The organism is Caulobacter sp. ErkDOM-E (genome assembly GCF_048541895.1).
Classification (GTDB): domain Bacteria; phylum Pseudomonadota; class Alphaproteobacteria; order Caulobacterales; family Caulobacteraceae; genus Caulobacter.
Genome location: NZ_CP183331.1, coordinates 3,022,767 through 3,040,418 on the forward strand (window position 1 = coordinate 3,022,767; position 17,652 = coordinate 3,040,418).

Here is a 17,652-nt window from a genome sequence, read left to right on the forward strand (position 1 = left end):
CCATCAGGGGCGGGATACGGCATGGCGACCGAGCACTTCGACGTTCTTATTGTGGGCGCGGGCCTGTCGGGCATCGGCGCGGGCTACCACCTGCAGGCCAATTGCCCGGGCAAGACCTATGCGATCCTCGAAGGCCGCGAGGCGATCGGCGGCACCTGGGACCTGTTCCGCTATCCCGGCATCCGCTCCGACAGCGACATGTACACCCTGGGCTACTCGTTCAAGCCGTGGCGGCAGGCCAAGGCGATCGCCGACGGCCCGTCGATCCTGAACTATGTGCGCGAGACCGCCACCGAGTACGGCATCGACAAGAAGATCCGCTACGGCCACCACGTCAAACGCGCCAGCTGGTCTTCCGACACCGCCACCTGGACGGTCGAGGCCGAGCATGCCGGCAAGCGCGTCACCGTCAGCTGCAACTTCCTCTATATGTGCGCCGGCTACTACGACTATGCGGCCGGCTACACGCCCGACTTCGCCGGCGTCGAAAGCTTCGGCGGCAAGATCGTCCATCCGCAGTTCTGGCCCGCCGACCTCGACTATGCCGGCAAGAGCGTCGTGGTGATCGGCAGCGGCGCCACCGCCGTCACCCTGGTGCCGGAAATGGCCAAGACCGCCCGCCACGTGACCATGCTGCAGCGCTCGCCCACCTATGTGGTCTCGCGCCCGGCCGAGGACGGCATCGCCAACTGGCTGCGCGCCAAGCTGCCGGCCATGACCGCCTATGGCATCACGCGCTGGAAGAACGTGCTGATGCAGATGCTGTTCTTCAACATCGCCCGCAAGAAGCCGGAAAAGACCAAGGCCCAGCTGATCGATCTGGTGCGCGGCCATCTGGGTCCGGACTACGATGTCGAGACCCACTTCACCCCCAGCTACAATCCCTGGGACCAGCGCCTGTGCCTGGTGCCCGACGCCGACCTGTTCGACGCCCTCAAGGGCGGCAAGGCCTCGGTGGTCACCGACCATATCGACAGCTTCACGCCGACCGGGCTGAAACTGAAGTCCGGCAAGACCCTCGACGCCGACGTCGTGGTCACCGCCACGGGCCTGCAGATGCAGCTGCTCAGCGGCATGGAGCTGGTGATCGACGGCAAGGTGGCCGATCTGTCCAAGGCCATGAGCTACAAGGGCATGATGTTCAGCGACGTGCCCAACCTGGCCTCGGCTTTCGGCTATACCAACGCTTCGTGGACTCTGAAGGCCGACCTGACCAGCGAGTATGTCTGCAAGCTGCTCAACCACATGGACCGCAACAAGCTGGCCTTCTGCGTGCCGCGCCTCGACGAGGCCGGCATGGAGGCCGAGCCCTGGCTGGATTTCTCGTCGGGCTACGTCCAGCGGGCCATGGCCAAGTTCCCCAAGCAGGGCGTCAAGAAGCCGTGGAAGGCTTACCAGAACTACGCCCTCGACCTGATGGCCCTGAAGATGGGCAAGGTCGACGACGGGGCGATGAAGTTCGAGAAGAAGAAGGCAAAGGAAGCGGCTTAGCCGTCCAAAACCTGTCATCCCGGCCAAGCGCGAAGCGCGCCGAGCCGGGACCGCCGGAAGCTCTGAGTTTGTCACGGTCCCGGGTCTTCCCCCGGCTTTCGCCGGGGTACGCCCGGGATGACAAGGGGTTTTCGCGCGGATCTATTCCGCAGCAGCTTTCGCCGCCTTCCTCTCCCCCATCACCACCGCGAAGCTGCCGGCGACGATCAGCAGGCCGCCGGCGCACAGGGCCACGGTCAGGTGGTCGCCAAACAGCATCACGCCGATGGCCGCGCCCATCAGCGGCTCGATATTGATGAACACCCCGGCGCTGGCGGCGCCGACCCGGGCAGAGCCGTACTGCCAGGCGGCCGTGGCCAGCAGGGTCGCCACGACGCCCTGACCGATGATGCTGCCCCAGGCGACGGGGCTGAGGTCCAGTCTGGGCGGGCCGTGCATCAGCAGGGCGATGGGCAGGATGGTCGCCGCCGCCACGATCATCGTCACCGCCGGAATGGCCATCGGCGCCTTCACCTTGGGCGCGCGGCGCATGACGATCAGCCAGGCCAGGAAGATGAACAGCGAGCCCACCGACAGGGCCACGCCCAGGGGCGAGCCCGCGCCGTCCGGCTTGCCGGCGATCAGGGCCGCGCCCAGGGTCGCGGCGATCACGCCCGCCCACGAGGCCCGGCTGACGGTCTCGCCGAAGAAGCGGGCGCTGATGGCGATCAGGGCCGGCATGGCGCCGACCAGCAGGGCCGCCAGGGTGACGCTGACATGGGCCAGCCCCTCGAACTGCACCATGAACGCCACGCCATAGAGCGCCCCGGCCAGCAGCACCACCGGTGAGCGGAACAGGGCCCGCGCCTGCGCGGTCATCAGGGCGAAGGGCGCCGCCACCACCGCCGCCGAGGCGAAGCGCAACAGCACCATGTGGGCGGCGTCGGTTTCGCGCAGCACCAGCTTGCCCAGCGGAAAGCCCAGACCCCAGGAGACCCCGGCCAGGACAAGGGCGAGAAAGGCAAAGCGGTTCATGGCGCTTCCTGCCGCATTCGCCGCAGCTTGGCGAGGGCAGACCCTGTCAATTCTGATAGCGTGCGACCGCAGCGCCCATACCGACCTTTCCTCCAGCCGGAGAAACACCATGACCGCGCCGTCCTCCTATCTGGGCTGGAAGATCGACTACGCCACGCCACCGGGCGAGGCGGCCTATCTGGACCCCGGCTCGGTGCACTGGCGCGTCTACAAGAACCCCATCGCCCTGGTGATCGGCGGGGTGGCGGCGGTGCTGCTGGAGTTCGCCGACGCCCGCATCCGCTCCGGCGTCTGGGATCATTCGACCTACAAGGCCGATCCCATCGGCCGCTCCAAGCGCACCGGCATCGCGGCCATGGTCGGGGTCTATGGCCCGCAGAGCGCCGCGCGGCGGGTGATCCAGGGCGTGACCAACATGCACAGCCGCGTGGCCGGCCAGACGCCCGACGGCGAAGCCTACAAGGCCCTGGATGTCGAACTGCTGGACTGGGTCAGCGCCACGGCGGGCTATGGCTTTCTCAACGCCTATGACCGCTTCGTCTCGCCCCTGTCGGAGGCCGACAAGACCCGCTTCTATGAAGAGGCTCATCCCATCGCCCACCTGTACGGCGTGCGTTATTCGCCCAGCTCTACGGCCGACTTTCTGATGATGCTGGACAGGCTGGTCGACCGCTTCGAGCCGCACCCGATCGTCGAGGAGTTCATCGGCATCATCCAGTCGGGCCAGGCCGCGCCCAGCGCGCCCAAGGCCCTGCACCGGGCCCTGGCGCGGGCCTCGATTTCCCTGCTGCCGCCCGTCGTGCGCCAGAAGCTGGCCCTGGGCCGCGACTATGACCTGAGCCTGATCGACAGCCTGATGCTGAAGGCCGCCGGCAGGCTGGCCGACCGCATCCCGATTCCAGGCTCCCCACCCTGCCGGGCCAGTCAGCGCCTGGGCCTGCCGGCCGACTTCCTCTATCGCCGCCCCGCCGAGCAGGCGCGGCTGCTGGCGACGCTGTCGCCCCGGCCGGAGGGCGGCCTGCCCCAGGCGTCCTGAGGCTCAGACCTCGTCGTCGAAGTCCGCCTCGTCATCCTCGACCGGTTTGGACGCCGCCAGCGGCCCCGCCTTGCGCTTGACGAACCGCAGGGCGCTGTGGGTCTTGGAGAAGCTGCAGACCTTGGTGTCGACCAGGCCCTGGCCACGCGCGGCGGCCAGGATCTCGGTGTCCTTCAGCGGCGCGCCCTTGCCCTTCTGGGCCACGATCCAGATCGCGCCCTTGGGACCCAGGCCGCCGATCAGGTCTTCCAGCTGATCGAAATCGGCCAGGTCCTCGACGCCCAGGAACAGCAGGTCGATGTTCTCTTCGGCCTCGACCGGCTCAACGCGGGTCGCCAGCTCTTCGAGGAACTCTTCATCCTCGAGCGCCAGCACCACGACCGTCTGGCCGGGTTTGACGCCCAGCTTGTCCAGCCGGCCCGGTGGATTGAGGATGGCATACAGCCACTTGTCGGCCTCGCCCGGTTCCAGCTCGAACCGGGTGCCGTCGTTGAGCACCAGATCGTTGCCCTCGACCTTGATGTAGCGCAGGGCGTGGCCCTGAAAGATGCCGCGATGAGCCCCGCGGAAGATCAGCTTGGGAAACTCCCACAGGAGCTTGCCCTCGCAGTCGCCGTCCGACAGGTGGCCCCAGACGCCCCGCGCTTCCTTGCCCATGACCTCAGGCGCCCTTGAAGACCGGAGCGCGCTTTTCGAGGATCGCGTCGACGCCTTCCATGTGGTCCTCAGTGTGGTGGGCGATGGCCTGGGCGGCCGCGCTCATCTCCATCAGGGTGTCATAGCTGGCGGTCGTGCCGTGCTTGAGCAGGCTCTTGGCCATGCGCAGGGCGTGCGGCGGCTGCTGAGCGATGCGGGTGGCCAGGGCCATGGCCTCGTCCATCAGGGTGTCGGCGGGAACCGCCTTGCTGATCAGGCCCCATTCGGCGGCCTTGGCGGCGTCGATGACGTCGCCGGTGAACAGCAGTTCGGCGGCGCGGCTCATGCCGATGGTGCGCGGCATCAGCCAGGCGCCGCCGTCGCCGGGGATCAGGCCCAGCTTCAGGAAGGTGACGCCGAACTTGGCGGTGTCGGCCCCGATGCGGATGTCGGTCATGCAGGCCACGTCGCAGCCCAGGCCGATGGCGGCGCCGTTGACGGCCGCGATCGAGGGAACTTCCAGGCCATAGATGGCGCGGACGATGCGGTGGATGTTCTTGCGATAACCGTCGCGCACCTTAACGCCGTTGCCGCCGAACGCGCCCTCGCGGGCCTTCATCGCCTTGACGTCGCCGCCGGCCGAGAAGGCCCGGCCCGCGCCCGTCAGGATCACGCAGCGGATCTCCTGATCGTCATTGATCGCCTCGCAGGCCGCCGCCACCTGGTCGCCGTCGCCGGGCGCGCCCAGGGCGTTCATGGCCTCGGGACGGTTGAGGGTCAGGATGGCGATGTGACCGCGCTTCTCGGTCAGGATGAGCGGAGAGGGAATCAGGGGGGTGTCTTGCGACATGGGCGGGCGCTCCTGCGGGCTTTTTTGCCTGCATAGCGCGGATTGGCCCGCCGCGTCGCCTCCAGAGGTTGTTCGAGGGGCGCCGAAATCACAATAGAGGCGCTGGCAAACCCCAATTTGGGGGAACCCAGATTTGCCGATCTCAGGCCGCGCGCACGCTCTACCAAATCAGGAGCTCACGCAATGGTCGCGGGGCCAAGACCTTACGTAAATCGCGTCCAAAACCCAAAAATGCAGATTGTTTACATTTGAACCGTCGATCGCACTCTGGTTTCTCTGCGAATCCTGGGCGATTTGAGTATGTGAGCACCTGCAGCATCACGAAAACGAGACTAGCGCGAGCCTCTATGTCAGCGCTGAAATCATCAAGGGACGAAATATAAGGCATCGGCGAATGACCGTGCATATCAAAGCCCGACATGCCCTGATCATCGAGGACGAGATTTTGATCGCCTTCGAGGTGGAGGCCTTGCTGGCCGAACAGGGCTTCACCAGCTTCGACATCGCCGAAAGCCCGCAAGACGCCCTGGCGATGGCCATGGCCCGCACCCCCGACCTGATCACGGCCGACTACCGCATCATCGGCGGCACGGGCGTGGAAGCGGTGGAGGCCATTCACAAACAGCTGGGCGCGATCCCCGTGGTCTATGTGACCGGCAATTCGGATCTGCTGCTGGGCCGCGCGCCCCCGGTGGTCGGCAAGCCGATATCACCCCGGCGGCTGGCCGAGGCCTGCGCCCGGGCCTTTTCATCCTGACGCCTTCCGCGCCTCCCCTTGTGTGACTAGGCTCGGCCTATCGAACGGGAGGGCCAGATGAGCGTGATCGACAGCCTGGAGGCGCTGGAAGCCCTCTATGACACTGCGCCCGTCGCGGCGTCGCTGGTCAAGGTGGCGACCCAGATCACACCCCACTATCAGGCGCTGATCGAGGCCTCACCGTTCGTCGCCCTGGCGACGATCGGCCCCGAGGGTCTGGACTGCAGCCCGCGCGGCGACCGGCCTGGCTTTGTGCGCGTGGCTGATCCCCGGACCCTGATCCTGCCCGACCGGCGCGGCAACAACCGTATCGACAGCCTGCGCAATGTGGTCCGTGACCCGAGGGTCGCACTGCTGTTCCTGATCCCCGGCTCGGGCACAACCTTCCGGGTCAATGGCCGGGCGATGATCAGCGCCGATCCCGACCTGCTGGACAGCTTCGCCATCGACGGCAAGGCGCCGCGCACGGTCATGGTGATCACCGTCGAGGAGGCCTATTTCCAGTGCGCCCGCGCCATCGTGCGGTCAGGGCTGTGGAAGGCCGAGAGCCAGGTCGACCCCGCCACGATCCCCTCCCCCGGCGCCATGCTGGCGGCGGTCACGGCCGGCGAGGTCGGCGGCGAGGCCTATGACCGCGAATGGCCCGAGCGGGCGGCCAGGACGATGTGGTGAGGGCGGCTGGAAGCGAGCGCGGCTAAGGCTGAAGGGGGAACCTTCTCGACGACGATCTGAAGGGGCTCTAGCTATCCCCTCAGGAGCTTCACGGGCTCGCCAGCTCTAGTCGACCAGCACTTGGTCAATCGCCTGAAACAGATCGGCGACATTGATCGGCTTGGTCACCACCGCGTCCATGCCCCCGGCAAGATAGGCGGCGACCTGGTGGGCCATGGCGTTGGCCGTTAGAGCGATGATCGGGGTAGTCCGGCGCGCACGCACGGCTTCCTCATCCCGGATCATCCTGGTCGCAGCCGGGCCGGACAGCTCCGGCATCTGAATATCCATCAGGATCAGATCGAAGGCCTCAGCACGCCAAGCCTCAACGGCCTTTTGGCCATTGTCGACGACGACCGGATCAAGGCCGACCTGATGGAGCAGGGCCTTGAGGACCAGCTGATTGGTCGGGTTGTCCTCGGCGACGAGAATCCGGATGGGCTTTGACGCCATGGCGCTGGGGCGCGCCGGCAACGTGGCCGCCTCGCCACGCTCGACCGAACCGTCGGCGACCCGGCTGAGGGGAAGTCGCACAGTGAAGGCCGAACCGGCGCCCGGTGTGCTCGTGGCGGAGATGTCTCCACCCATCATTCCGGCCAGTTGACGGCTGATCGCCAGCCCAAGACCGGTGCCGCCGAAACGACGGGTCATCGACGAGTCCGCCTGACTAAAGGGCGCAAAGAGATGGGCCATGGTCTCTTCGGACATGCCGATGCCGGTGTCGATCACCCGCAGTTCCAAGCAGGTCTCGCCACACGTCACCTCGACGCGAACCTCTCCGACGTCGGTGAACTTCAGCGCATTGGAGAGTAGATTGTAGAGGATCTGCCGCACGCGCGTCGGGTCTCCGACATAGACGCCCATCGCCGGCCCGATGTTCAGCGAAAAGGACAGCCCCTTCTTGTTCGCCAGCGATGTGAATGTGGCCTGGGCTCCGCGGACCAGATCGCCCAGATCGAAGGCGATCTCCTCAAGCTCCAATCGACCCGCTTCAATCTTTGACAGATCAAGCACGTCGTTGAGGATGGCAAGCAACGCCTCACCGGACTGGCGGATGACGTCGAGCCGCTCCTGCTGCTGAGCAGACAAGGGCTCGCGCGTCATGGCCTGGGCCATGCCCAGAACGCCATTGAGCGGGGTTCGGATTTCATGACTCATCGTCGCCAGAAATGCGCTCTTGGCGTCGTTGGCGGCCTCTGCGGCGGCGACCGCCTCGGCCATGGCCGTCGTGGCCGCGCGGCGCGCTGTGACGTCCTGAACTGCGCCGATTAGGCGTAGGGGCTGTCCGTTTGGATCCGCGATCAGTTCTGCGGTGAAGGCGGCCCAGACCTCGCGACCGTCGCTGCGCGCCACGGGACCTTCAAACCGGAAGGTCTCACCGGTGCGTCGGTGGCGACGCCAGGCCGCTTTCGCCAGGGGGCGATAGTCGGCTCGCACCCCGCACCAGACATTCTGAATGACGTCGTCGTAGGTCAGAGGTCGCTCGAAGAACACATCCTCCGACCCTGCCTTGAAGATCGTCTGGTTGGTGAAATCGATCTCGAAGACGTGCAAATCTGCGCTTTGAATGGCGATGTTGAGCCGCTCTTCAGAGCGGACGATGCGGTCCAGGGTCTGGCGGCGCGAGGTCACGTCGCGAATGATCGTCGTAAAGAGAAGCCCCTCGGCGGTCGCGACCTTCGACAGCGAGGCCTCGATCAGGAACTCCTCGCCGGTTTTGCGCCGCCCGACGATCTGACCTCGCTCACGCATGGGCATGCTCTGGCGCGGCTCGGTAGCGAACTGCTCCACGTGGCGAGCATGTGTGGCGCGAAAGCGGTCGGGCATCAGGCGCTCGACCGGCTGGCCGATCATCTCATCGCTGCGGTAGCCAAAGATCGCCTCGGCCCCGACACTGAACATCAAGATGCGGCTGTGATTGTCGGTGACGACGATCGCTTCGGAAGAGATTGCAAAGACGCCGCGCAGCACTTCGGCGGGGAGGGATTGTGGAACGCCATGCGACATCGACACTCAAAGCTCTTCCAAAAATAGCGCTCCGCCCCGCGCAAAAAAGGACCAAGGCGCGTAGCTTACCGCCTCCACTCTGCGCGGTTCGACGCGATAACCGCGCCCACGGCCTAGACCGCGCGCCGAATTTCGCCCGCTATTCGACGTGGGCCAGCGTCGGGCGCGACCTTGTCACCGCCATAGCTGACCGCATCGGCTGCGGCGCTCAGCTTGAAATGGGTGGTCAGTTCGTCGAGGGCTGCGATTTCGCGCAGCAGGCCCTGGGTGGCGACTAAAGACTGCTCGACCATCGCCGCGTTCTGCTGGACTCCCTGGTCCATGTGATTAATGGCCTGGTTGACCTGGGCCAGGCTGATAGACTGCTCGTAGGCCGACGCTGAAATCTCCGAGACAAGCGTATCGACCTGGCCCACGCGCTCCACGATGGAGCGAAGGATGCTCCCCGTCTCACCCACAAGACCAACGCCCTCCTTGACCTGCTCAGATGAGGTCGAGATCAGGGCCTTGATTTCCTTGGCGGCGGTCGCCGAGCGTTGGGCCAAGGCTCGCACTTCCTGCGCAACGACCGCAAACCCCCGCCCAGCATCGCCAGCGCGGGCGGCCTCGACCCCGGCGTTTAGCGCTAAGAGATTGGTTTGGAAGGCGATCTCATCAATGACGCCAATAATCTGCGCCACTTCCTTGGAGGAGGCCTCGATCGCGCCCACGGCCGTCACGGCGCGCGCCACCACCTCCCCGGAGCGCAACGCTTCGGCCTTGGTCACCGCGACCACCTCGCTGGCGGTCTTGGCGCCTGTCGCCGTCGCATGGACGGCCGAGGTGATCTGGTCCAAGGCTGCGGCGGTCTCTTCCAGGCTCGCGGACTGCTGCTCGGTGCGGCGCGCCAGGTCGCCAGAGTCTTTGGCGATGTTGTCGCTGGTCTCGGCTATGCCGCTGACGCTCCGCGTCAGTACGCCGATGACCTGGCGAAGACGTTCGACGGCGGCGTTGAAATCCGACCGCAACTGCCCGTACTCTGGCGGAACTTCACTTGTCATCTGGAAGGTCAGGTCGCCCGCCGCGAGCGCGGTCATACCTTCACCGACCCGGGCGACGACCTGCGCCCGCTCAGCCTCCAAGACCCGCGCCTCGGCGCGCTTTCGGGCCTCTTCAACGGCTTGTAGATAGGCCGATATCCCATAATCGATGTCGAGCAACGTCGCCTTGACTAAGGCGCCAATTTCCGCAGCGATCTGTTGTCCGTCCGCCCCCCGCCGAGCGCCAAATCCAGCCTGGGGCCACCGCTCTTGGATAATCCGTGTGATTAGGGCGTCAAGCAGCACCGCGTAGCCGCCGATATACCAACGCGGCTCAAGCCCGATCCGGGCGTGCACCTCTCCAACCTTAGAGACAGCGTCGACATAGCCCGCGTCGAATTGGGCGTTGGTGATCTTGTCCCAATGACCGATCTGCAGGCTCTTGGCCGCTTCGATGCGGTCATCATCGGCGAAGAAGGATCGAGGGTGCGCAAAGGCGCGCACCTGCCGGTAGAAGCGATCCATCGCCGTGGGTAGATTGGCCAGAATAACAGGCTTGAGCCTCCGGAGATTTTGCTGCGCCTCTTGATCGAGCCCAATGAAACTTAGCCGCTCTGCGATCATATTCGATCCGGACATCAAAAACTCCAATCGATCGCCCGTAGTCGCGATCCGGCAGCCAAGCGGCGTCGAACAAAAGAAGCCAAGTCTAGAGCGACATTTTTCGGCGAATTTTCTGATAAAATCCAATGCATAATTGGCCTATCCAAGTGGCTAGCCATTTAGATGGTAATATTAATGGCTTACCTAGGGTAAATATCCTGACTCATTGATAGTAGAATATGAAACAACATTGTTAGGTGCGACGAAAGCCACTAAATGAGCGAAAAGGGGGGCGCTCAAATTTATGCATGTTAAGATTGTTAGCAATCAGGTTTTATGCCTCCAAGCGCTGGAGGCCCAGATCAGCGAGGGACTAAAGGCGAGTCTGGTGGAAACCGTCTCAGACGTCAGCGCTCTTCTCCAGACGCCCTCTTCAGACCCCGATTTGCTCTTACTTGACCTGCCCGCTTCGGCAGAACCGGCAGCATGGATCGCCTCGACAGCCGTCCTGAAAGCCAAGTATCGCATTCTGGTTGTTCCGGAAAAGAACACGATCCTTGCTCGACTGGCCTATCGCGCCGGCTTCGCGGGGCTGATCCCCAAGACCTCGTCGCCGGGTCTGGTTTTGGCGGCGTTGAAGGTGGTGCTGGAAGGCGGCGAGTACTTCCCGTGCTTTGGAGATGTTGACGATGACGACCTCGGGTCCAGGGGGGCAGCAGCCCGGACCACCCTTACACCCCGCCAGATCGAAGTCCTTCAAGCGCTAGGTCAGGGGCTGACCAATAAAGAGATCTCCCGCAAGCTTGGGATGTCACTGGCGAGCGTCAAGCTCGATGTTCGCGCCATTCTGAGCGCCGCAGGAGCCAAGAACCGGACTGAAGCGATGCGGAAACTGCGCGGCTCAGAAGCAGGTTTGCTGCAAGCCTGAGCGGTGTTTGGAGCCGCTGCCTCGCGTGAAAGGACCAGCAAGAGGGCAGCCTCCTGCGCTCTAGTAGGGCGGCGCCCTAAGCCAACGCCACTTGTGTCCGCTATGGGTCGGGAGCGGAAATCAGGTCGCGACCCGAAACAGGACCTTCGACCCATGGCCCGCAAGCGGACGCTGCCAAGGTCCGTGAAAGGTGGAAAGCGGACCCTGGCCGGAGCCCCGCTAAGTGGTAGTCCGCTGCTCGTGTGCAGCTGGAAGTTTTGACTTAGATCAAAGTCCGAAAATCCCCAGCGTCCAAAGTCTATCCACGCTTTGTGGAGACAAAATCATGCCGCTGCAGGACATTGTACTTCATCTTGACGCTTACCCCGAAGCGACTTCGACTGAGGCGATCGATCAGGCCGTGCGATTTGTCGCCTCGGTTGGCGGGGTGTTGTCAGCTATCGCGGTTGAGGTGGACATCCAGCCTCCAAAGAATCGTCTGGCTAACTATGTGATCGGCCTCAGCCACATGGCGGCGGAAGAGGAGCGAAAGAGCCGCGAGTTCTGCGTCGCGGCGCTTGCGACGTTCACATCAAAGGCTCGCGAATTGGGCGTTTTGGGCGAGGCTATCCACGCAAAAGCTGACCTCTACGCTGTCGCGGCCTATGTTGCTGAGCGGTCTCGGACGCGCGACCTGTGTATCGTACCTGTTGCTTCCCAGTCGGACGGTCAGCGCGCTGTCCTTGAGGCCGTCGCCTTTGGGTCAGGACGCCCTGTTCTAACCTTCTGCCCGGGGAACGCGGATCTGCCACTCAGCGGTCCGAATACCGTTGTGCTTGCCTGGGATGGGAGCCGCACGGCGGCGCGCGCCATGGCCGACGCCATGCCGATCCTTCGGAAAGCTCGTGAGATCACGGTGCTCACCGTGACAAATGACAAAGCGTCCACCGGCTCGGGCTCGGGCCGGGACGTCGTGCGGCATCTTAGAGCCCACGGCATAAGCGCCGTGGCCGAAGAGATAGACGGCGATGGACGTCGAACAGGGGTCGTGTTTTCGGACTATGTCGCAGCGAACCGTCCCGGGCTTTTCGTCATGGGAGCCTATGGCCATTCGCGGGCAAGGGAGTTTTTCTTGGGCGGAGCGACCGAACACATGCTCAATCATCTTCCGGTCCCCATGCTGCTCTCGCACTAAGGATACATCGGCTTGGGGCGGGGCCTGCTCCTCAAACGAAAAACGGCCCCGGGCTTTCGCCCGAGGCCGCTTCAAAACACATAGGCCGGTGAAGGCCGTCAGTCGTCGCGGTGCACGCGTTCGCGGCGCTCGTGACGTTCCTGGGCTTCCAGGCTGAGCGTCGCCGTGGGGCGAGCATCCAGCCGGGCCAGGCCGATCGGTTCGCCCGTTTCCTCGCAATAGCCGTAAGATCCGTCTTCGATGCGGCGCAGGGCCTGGTCGATTTTCGAGATCAGCTTGCGCTGGCGGTCGCGGGTGCGCAGTTCAAGCGCCCGATCAGTTTCCGAAGACGCGCGATCGGCCAGATCGGCGTGATTTTCGGTTTCTTTCTGGAGGTGAGCCACCGTTTCGCGAGATTCGCGAAGGATCTCATCCTTCCATTCGTTCAGCTTGCCCTTGAAGTACTCAAGCTGACGCGCATTCATAAACTCTTCGCCCTCGGAAGGGCGATAGGTCTTCGGATCGACTAGAACAGTGGCCGTTTGCATTAACGCCTCACGCCCCGATGAACTCAGCCTTGGACAGGCCGGGTGCTTATACCAAAAGAATAGCCGCGTTCAATGAACCTCGCGTGAGTGGGGCGTTCAGGCGCGCTCCACTCGCGCGTTCGGCTTCAAACCCGGCCTGTGACTTGGCCAGAAACGCGCCAAACCGCGACGCGCAACATCTTGAATTCGCTGATGGCGCGCCCGTGGATATCGTCCGTGGTCGCCGCCTGACCATCAGCCGCCCCGCGCCTGTTCGAGCTTGGCTTTTTCCACCGCCGCCCGCGTCTCGATCTCGTTGAGCACGCCCTCGAGCCGGGGATCATCCGTCGAATCGCGCTGCTCGCGGATGGCGCGGGTCAGCCGATCGAGGGTGGCGGTCGAGACATCGCCGTCGAGCAGCGCGATCTTGACCTCACCCAGAATGTCGAGAATGCCGTCGGCGCGCTTGACCGCGCGCTTGCGGCGCTCCAGCGGATCGCCCATGGCCTGCAGGGCCAGAAGCGCATCCAGAGAACCGATCCCGGCCACGCCGCCCGCCTGGGCCACACTGGCCGCGCCGCTGGCGCCATTGACCGAAGGCAGTGAAAAGCTGGCGCCGCTTCCCGAAGCCTTGGCCCGCGATGCGCCGCTCGCGCCTACGCTCCCCGTGCTCGAAACCTTCATGGGTAAGCTGCTCCATAGTCCGTGAAGCGAGTCACAGTTCTCGCCACCTCCCCATAATCCAGTCTGGCGCTTGAAGTATGGTTAATGCCGGGCAGATTCTGCCCAAGGGCGCCCTGGGGCCTGCGTCAAAACGCACAAAGCCTTACGACTCAAGCCTTTGAGATTGGCCCGCTTTTGGCATGGGTCGGCATGGGGACGTCTCCCCACGTCAGGATAGCCATGTCGCGTTTACGTCTGCGCACCGCTTTCGCCCTCATCGCCACGGCCTGCGCCCTGGTGGGGGGCCCCGCGTTCGCCAAGTCACGGATCAAGGACATCGTCTCGTTCGAGGGCGTGCGCGACAACCAATTGATCGGCTACGGCATCGTCGTGGGCCTGAACGGTTCGGGCGACAGCCTGCGCAACGCCCCGATGACCAAGCAGAGCCTTGAGGCCATGCTGGAGCGTCAGGGCGTCAATGTGCGCGACGCCAATCTGAACACCAAGAACGTCGCCTCGGTGATGGTCACCGCCAACCTGCCGGCCTTCGCGGCGCCGGGCGCAAAGGTGGATGTCAGCGTCTCCACCCTGGGCGACGCCAAGAACCTGCTGGGCGGCACCCTGCTGGTCACCAGCCTGCAGGGCGCGGACGGCCAGACCTATGCCGTGGCCCAGGGCAGCGTGCAGACCGGATCGGTCTCGGCCGGCGGCGCTTCGGGCAGCTCGGTGTCCAAGGGCGTGCCCACGGCCGGCCGCATCGCCGCCGGCGGCATCATCGAGCGGGAAACCGGCTTCCAGATGGTCAATATGGGCGAGCTGCGCATGACCCTGCGCAATCCCGACTTCACCACCTCGCGCCGCATCGCCGACGCCATCAACGGCCAGTTCCCCCGCAGCGCCCAGGCCCAGAACCCGACCATCGTCGCCGTGCGCCCGCCAGCCGGCATGGACATGATCAGCTTCATCACCGCCATCGAGAACCTGCAGGTCGAGCCCGACGGCCCGGCCAAGGTGATCATCGACGAGGTGTCGGGCGTGATCGTGATGGGTGACGATGTCCGCATCAGCCAGGTGGCCATCGCCCAGGGCAATCTGACCATCTCGGTCCAGGAGAGCCCGGCCGTCAGCCAGCCCGCCCCGTTCAGCCAAGGCCAGACCGCCGTGGTTCCGCAATCTGCCGTCAGTGTCGACGAGGAAAAGGGCAAGAAACTGATCACGCTCAGCAGCGGCGCTTCGCTCAAGAGCCTGGTCGGCGGACTCAACGCCCTGGGCGTGACCCCGCGCGACATGATCTCGATCCTGCAGGCGGTGAAGGCCGCCGGGGCCCTGCAAGCCGATATCGAGGTGATGTGATGAGCGCCCTGACCCTGACCTCTCCCCCGATCACCAATCTGCAGGCCTCGACCACAGCGCCCGCCTCGAGCGCCGAACTGCTCAAGCGCGGCCAGATCAAGGAAACGTCCGAGAAGTTCGAGGCCTCGTTCCTGTCGGTGATGATGCAGTCGATGTTCGCCGGCGTGAAAACCGCCGCGCCGTTCGGCGGCGGTCAGGCCGAGGACATGTTCAAGTCGCTGCTCACCGAGTCGATGGCCAAGGAAGTCTCCAAGGCCGGCGGCGTCGGCCTGGCCAGCACCGTCCAGCGTGAAATGCTCAAGCTTCAAGGGTTGAAGGACTAGTCATGGCCCTCGCCGCACACGATCCCAACGACCGCGTCGACCAGCTGGTCATCCTGACCGAGCGCCTGACCGACCTGATCGCCAAGGAGGCCACAGCCTTCGAAGCCCGCCGTCCGCAGGACGCGGCCCAGTATGTCGAGGAAACGGCCAAGCTGGCCAATCTCTACCGGCACGAGTCGGCGCGGGTGCGGGCCAATATCGCCCTGATCTCCAGCGCCGACGCCGCCCTGCGCCTGCGCCTGATCCGCGCCACCGAGGCCTTCGACGCTGTCCTGGCCCGCCAGGCGCGCGCCCTCAACGCCGCCCGCACCGTGACCGAAGGCCTGGTGAAAGCCGTGGCCGAGGAGATCGCCAACCAGCGCGCGCCCGCCTCGGGCTATGGCGCCGGCGCGCGGATGAACAATCCGGTCTCCAGCGGCACCGCCATCACGCTGAACAAGAAGGCCTAGCGGGTCGCTTCGACCCAGCGGGCGATCAGCCGCGAGATCGCTGCGCCCCCGGCGTTGATCTCTGCCAGATCCTTCAGGGTGACGACGCCGCGATCCGGAGCCGGCCACTTGGCCAGCTTGTCGTCGTCCGCGAAGCAAAAGTCGCTGGCGTCCAGGGGCTTGGCCCCGCGATGCAGCACGATCCGATAGCCGCCCTTCCTGTCCAGACCCAGGGTGACGCGATCCTGGCCGTCATGGGCGAAGCTGGGCGCGTTCCATTTGATCTCTTCGGTCAGGCCGGGATGTGCGGTGACGACGAGGTGGCGCAGCGCATCGACAGCCAGCCGCGAGGGCGGGTCAAGCGCGGCGAGGTAGGTTTCGACGGATTGAGCCTTCGCCACGCTGTTTCCAATCACGCCATCGGTTGACGAAACCCTAGAGCCGGCCTTCAGGATGGGAAAGCGGCCTTAGTGCAGGAGACGCCATTGCTCGACGAAGCCTTGATCGCGGAAATCGCCGAGCTGCATTCGGGACCTGATCGTGGCTATCACGGCTGGAGCCACCCTCAGGCCCTGCTGCGCCTTTTCGCCGAGACAGAGGGTGATTTGGACGATCCCCTGGCGGTCTATTGCGCCATTGTTCTGCACGACGTGATCTATGAACCCCGCCGCTCCGACAACGAGACGCGTAGCGCGGTGCTCGCCCGAACGATGCTGCAGGACGTCATTCCGGGCGACAGCCTGGACCGCGCCATTCGACTGATCGAAGCGACCGCGCGACACGCCATTCCCGCGGACCTGCCCGAAGGCGAAACCGCCGACATGGCGCGGTTCCTCGACATGGACCTTTCGATCCTGGCCGCGCCCATCGCCGCCTTCGACGCCTACGAAGCCGGCGTCCGACATGAGTATCGCGAGATCCCCGAAGAGGCCTTTCGCCAGGGGCGCGCCGCGATCCTTGAGGGTTTCCTGGCGCGGGAAGCCCTCTACATGTCGGACTGGGGAAAACTGCGTTTCGAGGCCCAGGCTCGCGAGAACCTCAGGCGCTCGATCGCCCAGCTTCGCGACTAGGCCGGAACGGCTTCGAGAGCCGGATAGTCCGTGTAGCCCTTCTCGTCCGGACCATAGAAGGTCGACGGAACCGGCGCGTTCAACTCGGCCCCGATCCGCAGGCGCTCGACCAGGTCGGGGTTGGCGATATAGGCCTTGCCGAAGGCGATGGCGTCGTACTGGCCGGCCTGCACCGCCGCATTGGCGGTCTCGCCGGTGAACTTCTCGTTGGCGATATAGACGCCGCCGAACGCCGCCTTCAGCGCCACGCCCAGGCTGTCATCGCCCTGATATTCGCGGGCGCAGATGAAGGCGATGCCGCGCTGGCCCAGCTGCCTGGCCACATAGCCGAAGGTCGCGGCCAGGTCTGAATCGCCCATGGCGTGGGCGTCGGCGCGCGGGGCCAGATGGACGCCTACGCGGCCCGGGCCAAACACCGAAACGGCGGCGTCGGTGGCTTCAAGCAGCAAACGGGCGCGGTTCTCGATCGGGCCGCCATAGTCATCGGTACGCTGGTTGGAGCCATCCTGCAGGAACTGGTCGAGCAGATAGCCATTGGCGCCATGCAGTTCGACGCCGTCGAAGCCGGCGGCCTTGGCGTTGGCGGCAGCGCGGCGGAAATCCTCGACCACGCCCTTGACCTCGTCCGTCGTCAGGGCGCGCGGCGTGGGATAGGGCCGCTCGGGACGCAGCAGGCTGACATGACCCTTAGCCGCGATGGCCGTGGGTCCGACAGGCGCCTCGCCGTTCAGCAGCGACGGGTCGGAGATCCGGCCCACATGCCAGATCTGCATGAAGATGCGGCCGCCCTTGTCATGAACGGCGCGGGTGATTTGCTTCCAGCCCTCGACCTGTTCCTGCGACCAGATGCCTGGCACGCCGGCATAGCCGACGCCCTGGGGCGAAACCGGCACGCCTTCCGAGATGATCAGGCCGGCGCTGGCGCGCTGGGCGTAGTACTCGGCCATCAGCGCATTGGGGATCTGGGTCGGGCCGGCGCGCAGGCGGGTCAGCGGCGCCATGATCACGCGGTTGGGCAGATCCAGGTCGCCGAGGCGCAGCGGGTCGAAAAGCGTGGGCATGGAGGCCGTCCTCAAGGGAAAG

19 protein-coding genes are annotated in these 17,652 nt (G+C 64.9%); 10 read left to right on the top strand and 9 right to left on the bottom strand.

Going from position 1 to position 17,652, the window contains the following annotated elements:
* Window positions 1–21: 21 nt before the first annotated feature.
* Window positions 22–1,491: a flavin-containing monooxygenase gene (locus ACN2C7_RS14915; protein ID WP_419317801.1), complete on the top strand. Its 1,470-nt coding sequence runs from the start codon at window positions 22–24 to the stop codon at window positions 1,489–1,491.
* Window positions 1,492–1,632: 141 nt separating this feature from the next.
* On the opposite strand, the gene ACN2C7_RS14920 is transcribed toward ACN2C7_RS14915, so the two are convergent.
* Window positions 1,633–2,505 carry a DMT family transporter gene (locus tag ACN2C7_RS14920; protein WP_419317803.1) on the bottom strand — a complete coding sequence of 291 codons (873 nt, stop codon included), beginning with the start codon at window positions 2,503–2,505 and terminating at the stop codon, window positions 1,633–1,635.
* A gap of 109 nt (window positions 2,506–2,614) precedes the next feature.
* On the opposite strand from ACN2C7_RS14920, the gene ACN2C7_RS14925 reads away from it, so the two are divergent.
* A complete protein-coding gene (locus ACN2C7_RS14925) occupies window positions 2,615–3,541 on the top strand; it encodes an oxygenase MpaB family protein (protein ID WP_419317805.1) in 927 nt (308 codons plus the stop codon).
* 3 nt (window positions 3,542–3,544) lie between these two features.
* Here the strand turns inward: ACN2C7_RS14925 and ACN2C7_RS14930 are convergent, their stop codons facing one another.
* Entirely contained in the window at window positions 3,545–4,198 is a 654-nt protein-coding gene (locus ACN2C7_RS14930; protein ID WP_419317808.1) for a DUF3052 domain-containing protein, read from the bottom strand.
* A gap of 4 nt (window positions 4,199–4,202) precedes the next feature.
* Complete coding sequence (locus tag ACN2C7_RS14935; RefSeq protein ID WP_419317810.1) at window positions 4,203–5,027, bottom strand: crotonase/enoyl-CoA hydratase family protein; 825 nt, start codon at window positions 5,025–5,027, stop codon at window positions 4,203–4,205.
* A 394-nt stretch (window positions 5,028–5,421) separates the two neighbouring features.
* Here ACN2C7_RS14935 and ACN2C7_RS14940 point away from each other — a divergent pair, with 394 nt between their 5' ends.
* Both ACN2C7_RS14940 and ACN2C7_RS14945 read left to right on the top strand, forming a co-directional pair.
* Window positions 5,422–5,784 (top strand): response regulator, encoded by a 363-nt coding sequence (locus ACN2C7_RS14940; RefSeq protein WP_419317812.1) that lies wholly within the window; start codon window positions 5,422–5,424, stop codon window positions 5,782–5,784.
* A 57-nt stretch (window positions 5,785–5,841) separates the two neighbouring features.
* The gene (locus ACN2C7_RS14945; protein WP_419317814.1) at window positions 5,842–6,456 is read left to right on the top strand and encodes a pyridoxamine 5'-phosphate oxidase family protein; all 615 of its coding nucleotides are present in this window, start codon (window positions 5,842–5,844) and stop codon (window positions 6,454–6,456) included.
* A gap of 105 nt (window positions 6,457–6,561) precedes the next feature.
* On the opposite strand, the gene ACN2C7_RS14950 is transcribed toward ACN2C7_RS14945, so the two are convergent.
* Together ACN2C7_RS14950 and ACN2C7_RS14955 are read right to left on the bottom strand one after the other, a co-directional pair.
* Window positions 6,562–8,502 carry an ATP-binding protein gene (locus ACN2C7_RS14950; protein WP_419321482.1) on the bottom strand — a complete coding sequence of 647 codons (1,941 nt, stop codon included), beginning with the start codon at window positions 8,500–8,502 and terminating at the stop codon, window positions 6,562–6,564.
* Between the two features lie 113 nt (window positions 8,503–8,615).
* A complete protein-coding gene (locus ACN2C7_RS14955; RefSeq protein WP_419321483.1) occupies window positions 8,616–10,160 on the bottom strand; it encodes a methyl-accepting chemotaxis protein in 1,545 nt (514 codons plus the stop codon).
* A 268-nt stretch (window positions 10,161–10,428) separates the two neighbouring features.
* Between ACN2C7_RS14955 and ACN2C7_RS14960 the strand changes: the two genes are divergently transcribed.
* A complete protein-coding gene (locus tag ACN2C7_RS14960) occupies window positions 10,429–11,052 on the top strand; it encodes a response regulator transcription factor (protein WP_419317816.1) in 624 nt (207 codons plus the stop codon).
* Between the two features lie 325 nt (window positions 11,053–11,377).
* Window positions 11,378–12,226: a universal stress protein gene (locus tag ACN2C7_RS14965; protein WP_419317818.1), complete on the top strand. Its 849-nt coding sequence runs from the start codon at window positions 11,378–11,380 to the stop codon at window positions 12,224–12,226.
* 98 nt (window positions 12,227–12,324) lie between these two features.
* On the opposite strand, the gene dksA is transcribed toward ACN2C7_RS14965, so the two are convergent.
* Entirely contained in the window at window positions 12,325–12,753 is a 429-nt protein-coding gene (gene dksA / locus ACN2C7_RS14970) for an RNA polymerase-binding protein DksA (RefSeq protein ID WP_419317820.1), read from the bottom strand.
* Between the two features lie 234 nt (window positions 12,754–12,987).
* Window positions 12,988–13,416, bottom strand: coding sequence for a flagellar assembly protein FliX (locus ACN2C7_RS14975; protein WP_419252049.1), 429 nt, complete (start codon window positions 13,414–13,416; stop codon window positions 12,988–12,990).
* Window positions 13,417–13,635: 219 nt separating this feature from the next.
* Here ACN2C7_RS14975 and ACN2C7_RS14980 point away from each other — a divergent pair, with 219 nt between their 5' ends.
* Genes ACN2C7_RS14980 through ACN2C7_RS14990 form a run of 3 tightly spaced genes read left to right on the top strand, consistent with a single transcriptional unit; the run spans window position 13,636 to window position 15,520 of the window.
* Window positions 13,636–14,748, top strand: coding sequence for a flagellar basal body P-ring protein FlgI (locus ACN2C7_RS14980; RefSeq protein WP_419317822.1), 1,113 nt, complete (start codon window positions 13,636–13,638; stop codon window positions 14,746–14,748).
* Entirely contained in the window at window positions 14,748–15,071 is a 324-nt protein-coding gene (locus ACN2C7_RS14985) for a rod-binding protein (RefSeq protein WP_419317824.1), read from the top strand. Before ACN2C7_RS14980 ends, ACN2C7_RS14985 begins: the two co-directional genes overlap by 1 nt.
* 2 nt (window positions 15,072–15,073) lie before the next feature.
* Complete coding sequence (locus ACN2C7_RS14990; protein ID WP_419317826.1) at window positions 15,074–15,520, top strand: flagellar basal body protein; 447 nt, start codon at window positions 15,074–15,076, stop codon at window positions 15,518–15,520.
* On the opposite strand, the gene ACN2C7_RS14995 is transcribed toward ACN2C7_RS14990, so the two are convergent.
* On the bottom strand, window positions 15,517–15,900 hold the full coding sequence (locus ACN2C7_RS14995) for a DUF1801 domain-containing protein (protein ID WP_419317828.1): 384 nt from the start codon (window positions 15,898–15,900) through the stop codon (window positions 15,517–15,519). The genes ACN2C7_RS14990 and ACN2C7_RS14995 overlap by 4 nt on opposite strands.
* A gap of 84 nt (window positions 15,901–15,984) precedes the next feature.
* On the opposite strand from ACN2C7_RS14995, the gene ACN2C7_RS15000 reads away from it, so the two are divergent.
* On the top strand, window positions 15,985–16,569 hold the full coding sequence (locus tag ACN2C7_RS15000) for a hypothetical protein (RefSeq protein WP_419317830.1): 585 nt from the start codon (window positions 15,985–15,987) through the stop codon (window positions 16,567–16,569).
* On the opposite strand, the gene ACN2C7_RS15005 is transcribed toward ACN2C7_RS15000, so the two are convergent.
* Window positions 16,566–17,630, bottom strand: a complete 1,065-nt coding sequence (locus ACN2C7_RS15005) for an alkene reductase (RefSeq protein ID WP_419317832.1) — start codon at window positions 17,628–17,630, stop codon at window positions 16,566–16,568. The two genes, ACN2C7_RS15000 and ACN2C7_RS15005, sit on opposite strands and share 4 nt — an antisense overlap.
* Window positions 17,631–17,652 lie beyond the last annotated feature (22 nt).

What these genes read in the sequence shown, in the direction of transcription:
- ACN2C7_RS14930 (WP_419317808.1), bottom strand. Translation starts at nt 4,198, where the DNA reads ATGGGCAAGGAAGCGCGGGGCGTCTGGGGCCACCTGTCGGACGGCGAC.
- ACN2C7_RS14980 (WP_419317822.1), top strand. Translation starts at nt 13,636, where the DNA reads ATGTCGCGTTTACGTCTGCGCACCGCTTTCGCCCTCATCGCCACGGCC.
- ACN2C7_RS14920 (WP_419317803.1), bottom strand. Translation starts at nt 2,505, where the DNA reads ATGAACCGCTTTGCCTTTCTCGCCCTTGTCCTGGCCGGGGTCTCCTGG.
- ACN2C7_RS14950 (WP_419321482.1), bottom strand. Translation starts at nt 8,502, where the DNA reads ATGTCGCATGGCGTTCCACAATCCCTCCCCGCCGAAGTGCTGCGCGGC.
- dksA (WP_419317820.1), bottom strand. Translation starts at nt 12,753, where the DNA reads ATGCAAACGGCCACTGTTCTAGTCGATCCGAAGACCTATCGCCCTTCC.
- ACN2C7_RS14955 (WP_419321483.1), bottom strand. Translation starts at nt 10,160, where the DNA reads ATGTCCGGATCGAATATGATCGCAGAGCGGCTAAGTTTCATTGGGCTC.
- ACN2C7_RS14975 (WP_419252049.1), bottom strand. Translation starts at nt 13,416, where the DNA reads ATGAAGGTTTCGAGCACGGGGAGCGTAGGCGCGAGCGGCGCATCGCGG.
- ACN2C7_RS14935 (WP_419317810.1), bottom strand. Translation starts at nt 5,027, where the DNA reads ATGTCGCAAGACACCCCCCTGATTCCCTCTCCGCTCATCCTGACCGAG.
- ACN2C7_RS14990 (WP_419317826.1), top strand. Translation starts at nt 15,074, where the DNA reads ATGGCCCTCGCCGCACACGATCCCAACGACCGCGTCGACCAGCTGGTC.
- ACN2C7_RS14965 (WP_419317818.1), top strand. Translation starts at nt 11,378, where the DNA reads ATGCCGCTGCAGGACATTGTACTTCATCTTGACGCTTACCCCGAAGCG.
- ACN2C7_RS15005 (WP_419317832.1), bottom strand. Translation starts at nt 17,630, where the DNA reads ATGCCCACGCTTTTCGACCCGCTGCGCCTCGGCGACCTGGATCTGCCC.
- ACN2C7_RS14985 (WP_419317824.1), top strand. Translation starts at nt 14,748, where the DNA reads ATGAGCGCCCTGACCCTGACCTCTCCCCCGATCACCAATCTGCAGGCC.
- ACN2C7_RS14915 (WP_419317801.1), top strand. Translation starts at nt 22, where the DNA reads ATGGCGACCGAGCACTTCGACGTTCTTATTGTGGGCGCGGGCCTGTCG.
- ACN2C7_RS14925 (WP_419317805.1), top strand. Translation starts at nt 2,615, where the DNA reads ATGACCGCGCCGTCCTCCTATCTGGGCTGGAAGATCGACTACGCCACG.
- ACN2C7_RS14945 (WP_419317814.1), top strand. Translation starts at nt 5,842, where the DNA reads ATGAGCGTGATCGACAGCCTGGAGGCGCTGGAAGCCCTCTATGACACT.
- ACN2C7_RS14960 (WP_419317816.1), top strand. Translation starts at nt 10,429, where the DNA reads ATGCATGTTAAGATTGTTAGCAATCAGGTTTTATGCCTCCAAGCGCTG.
- ACN2C7_RS14940 (WP_419317812.1), top strand. Translation starts at nt 5,422, where the DNA reads ATGACCGTGCATATCAAAGCCCGACATGCCCTGATCATCGAGGACGAG.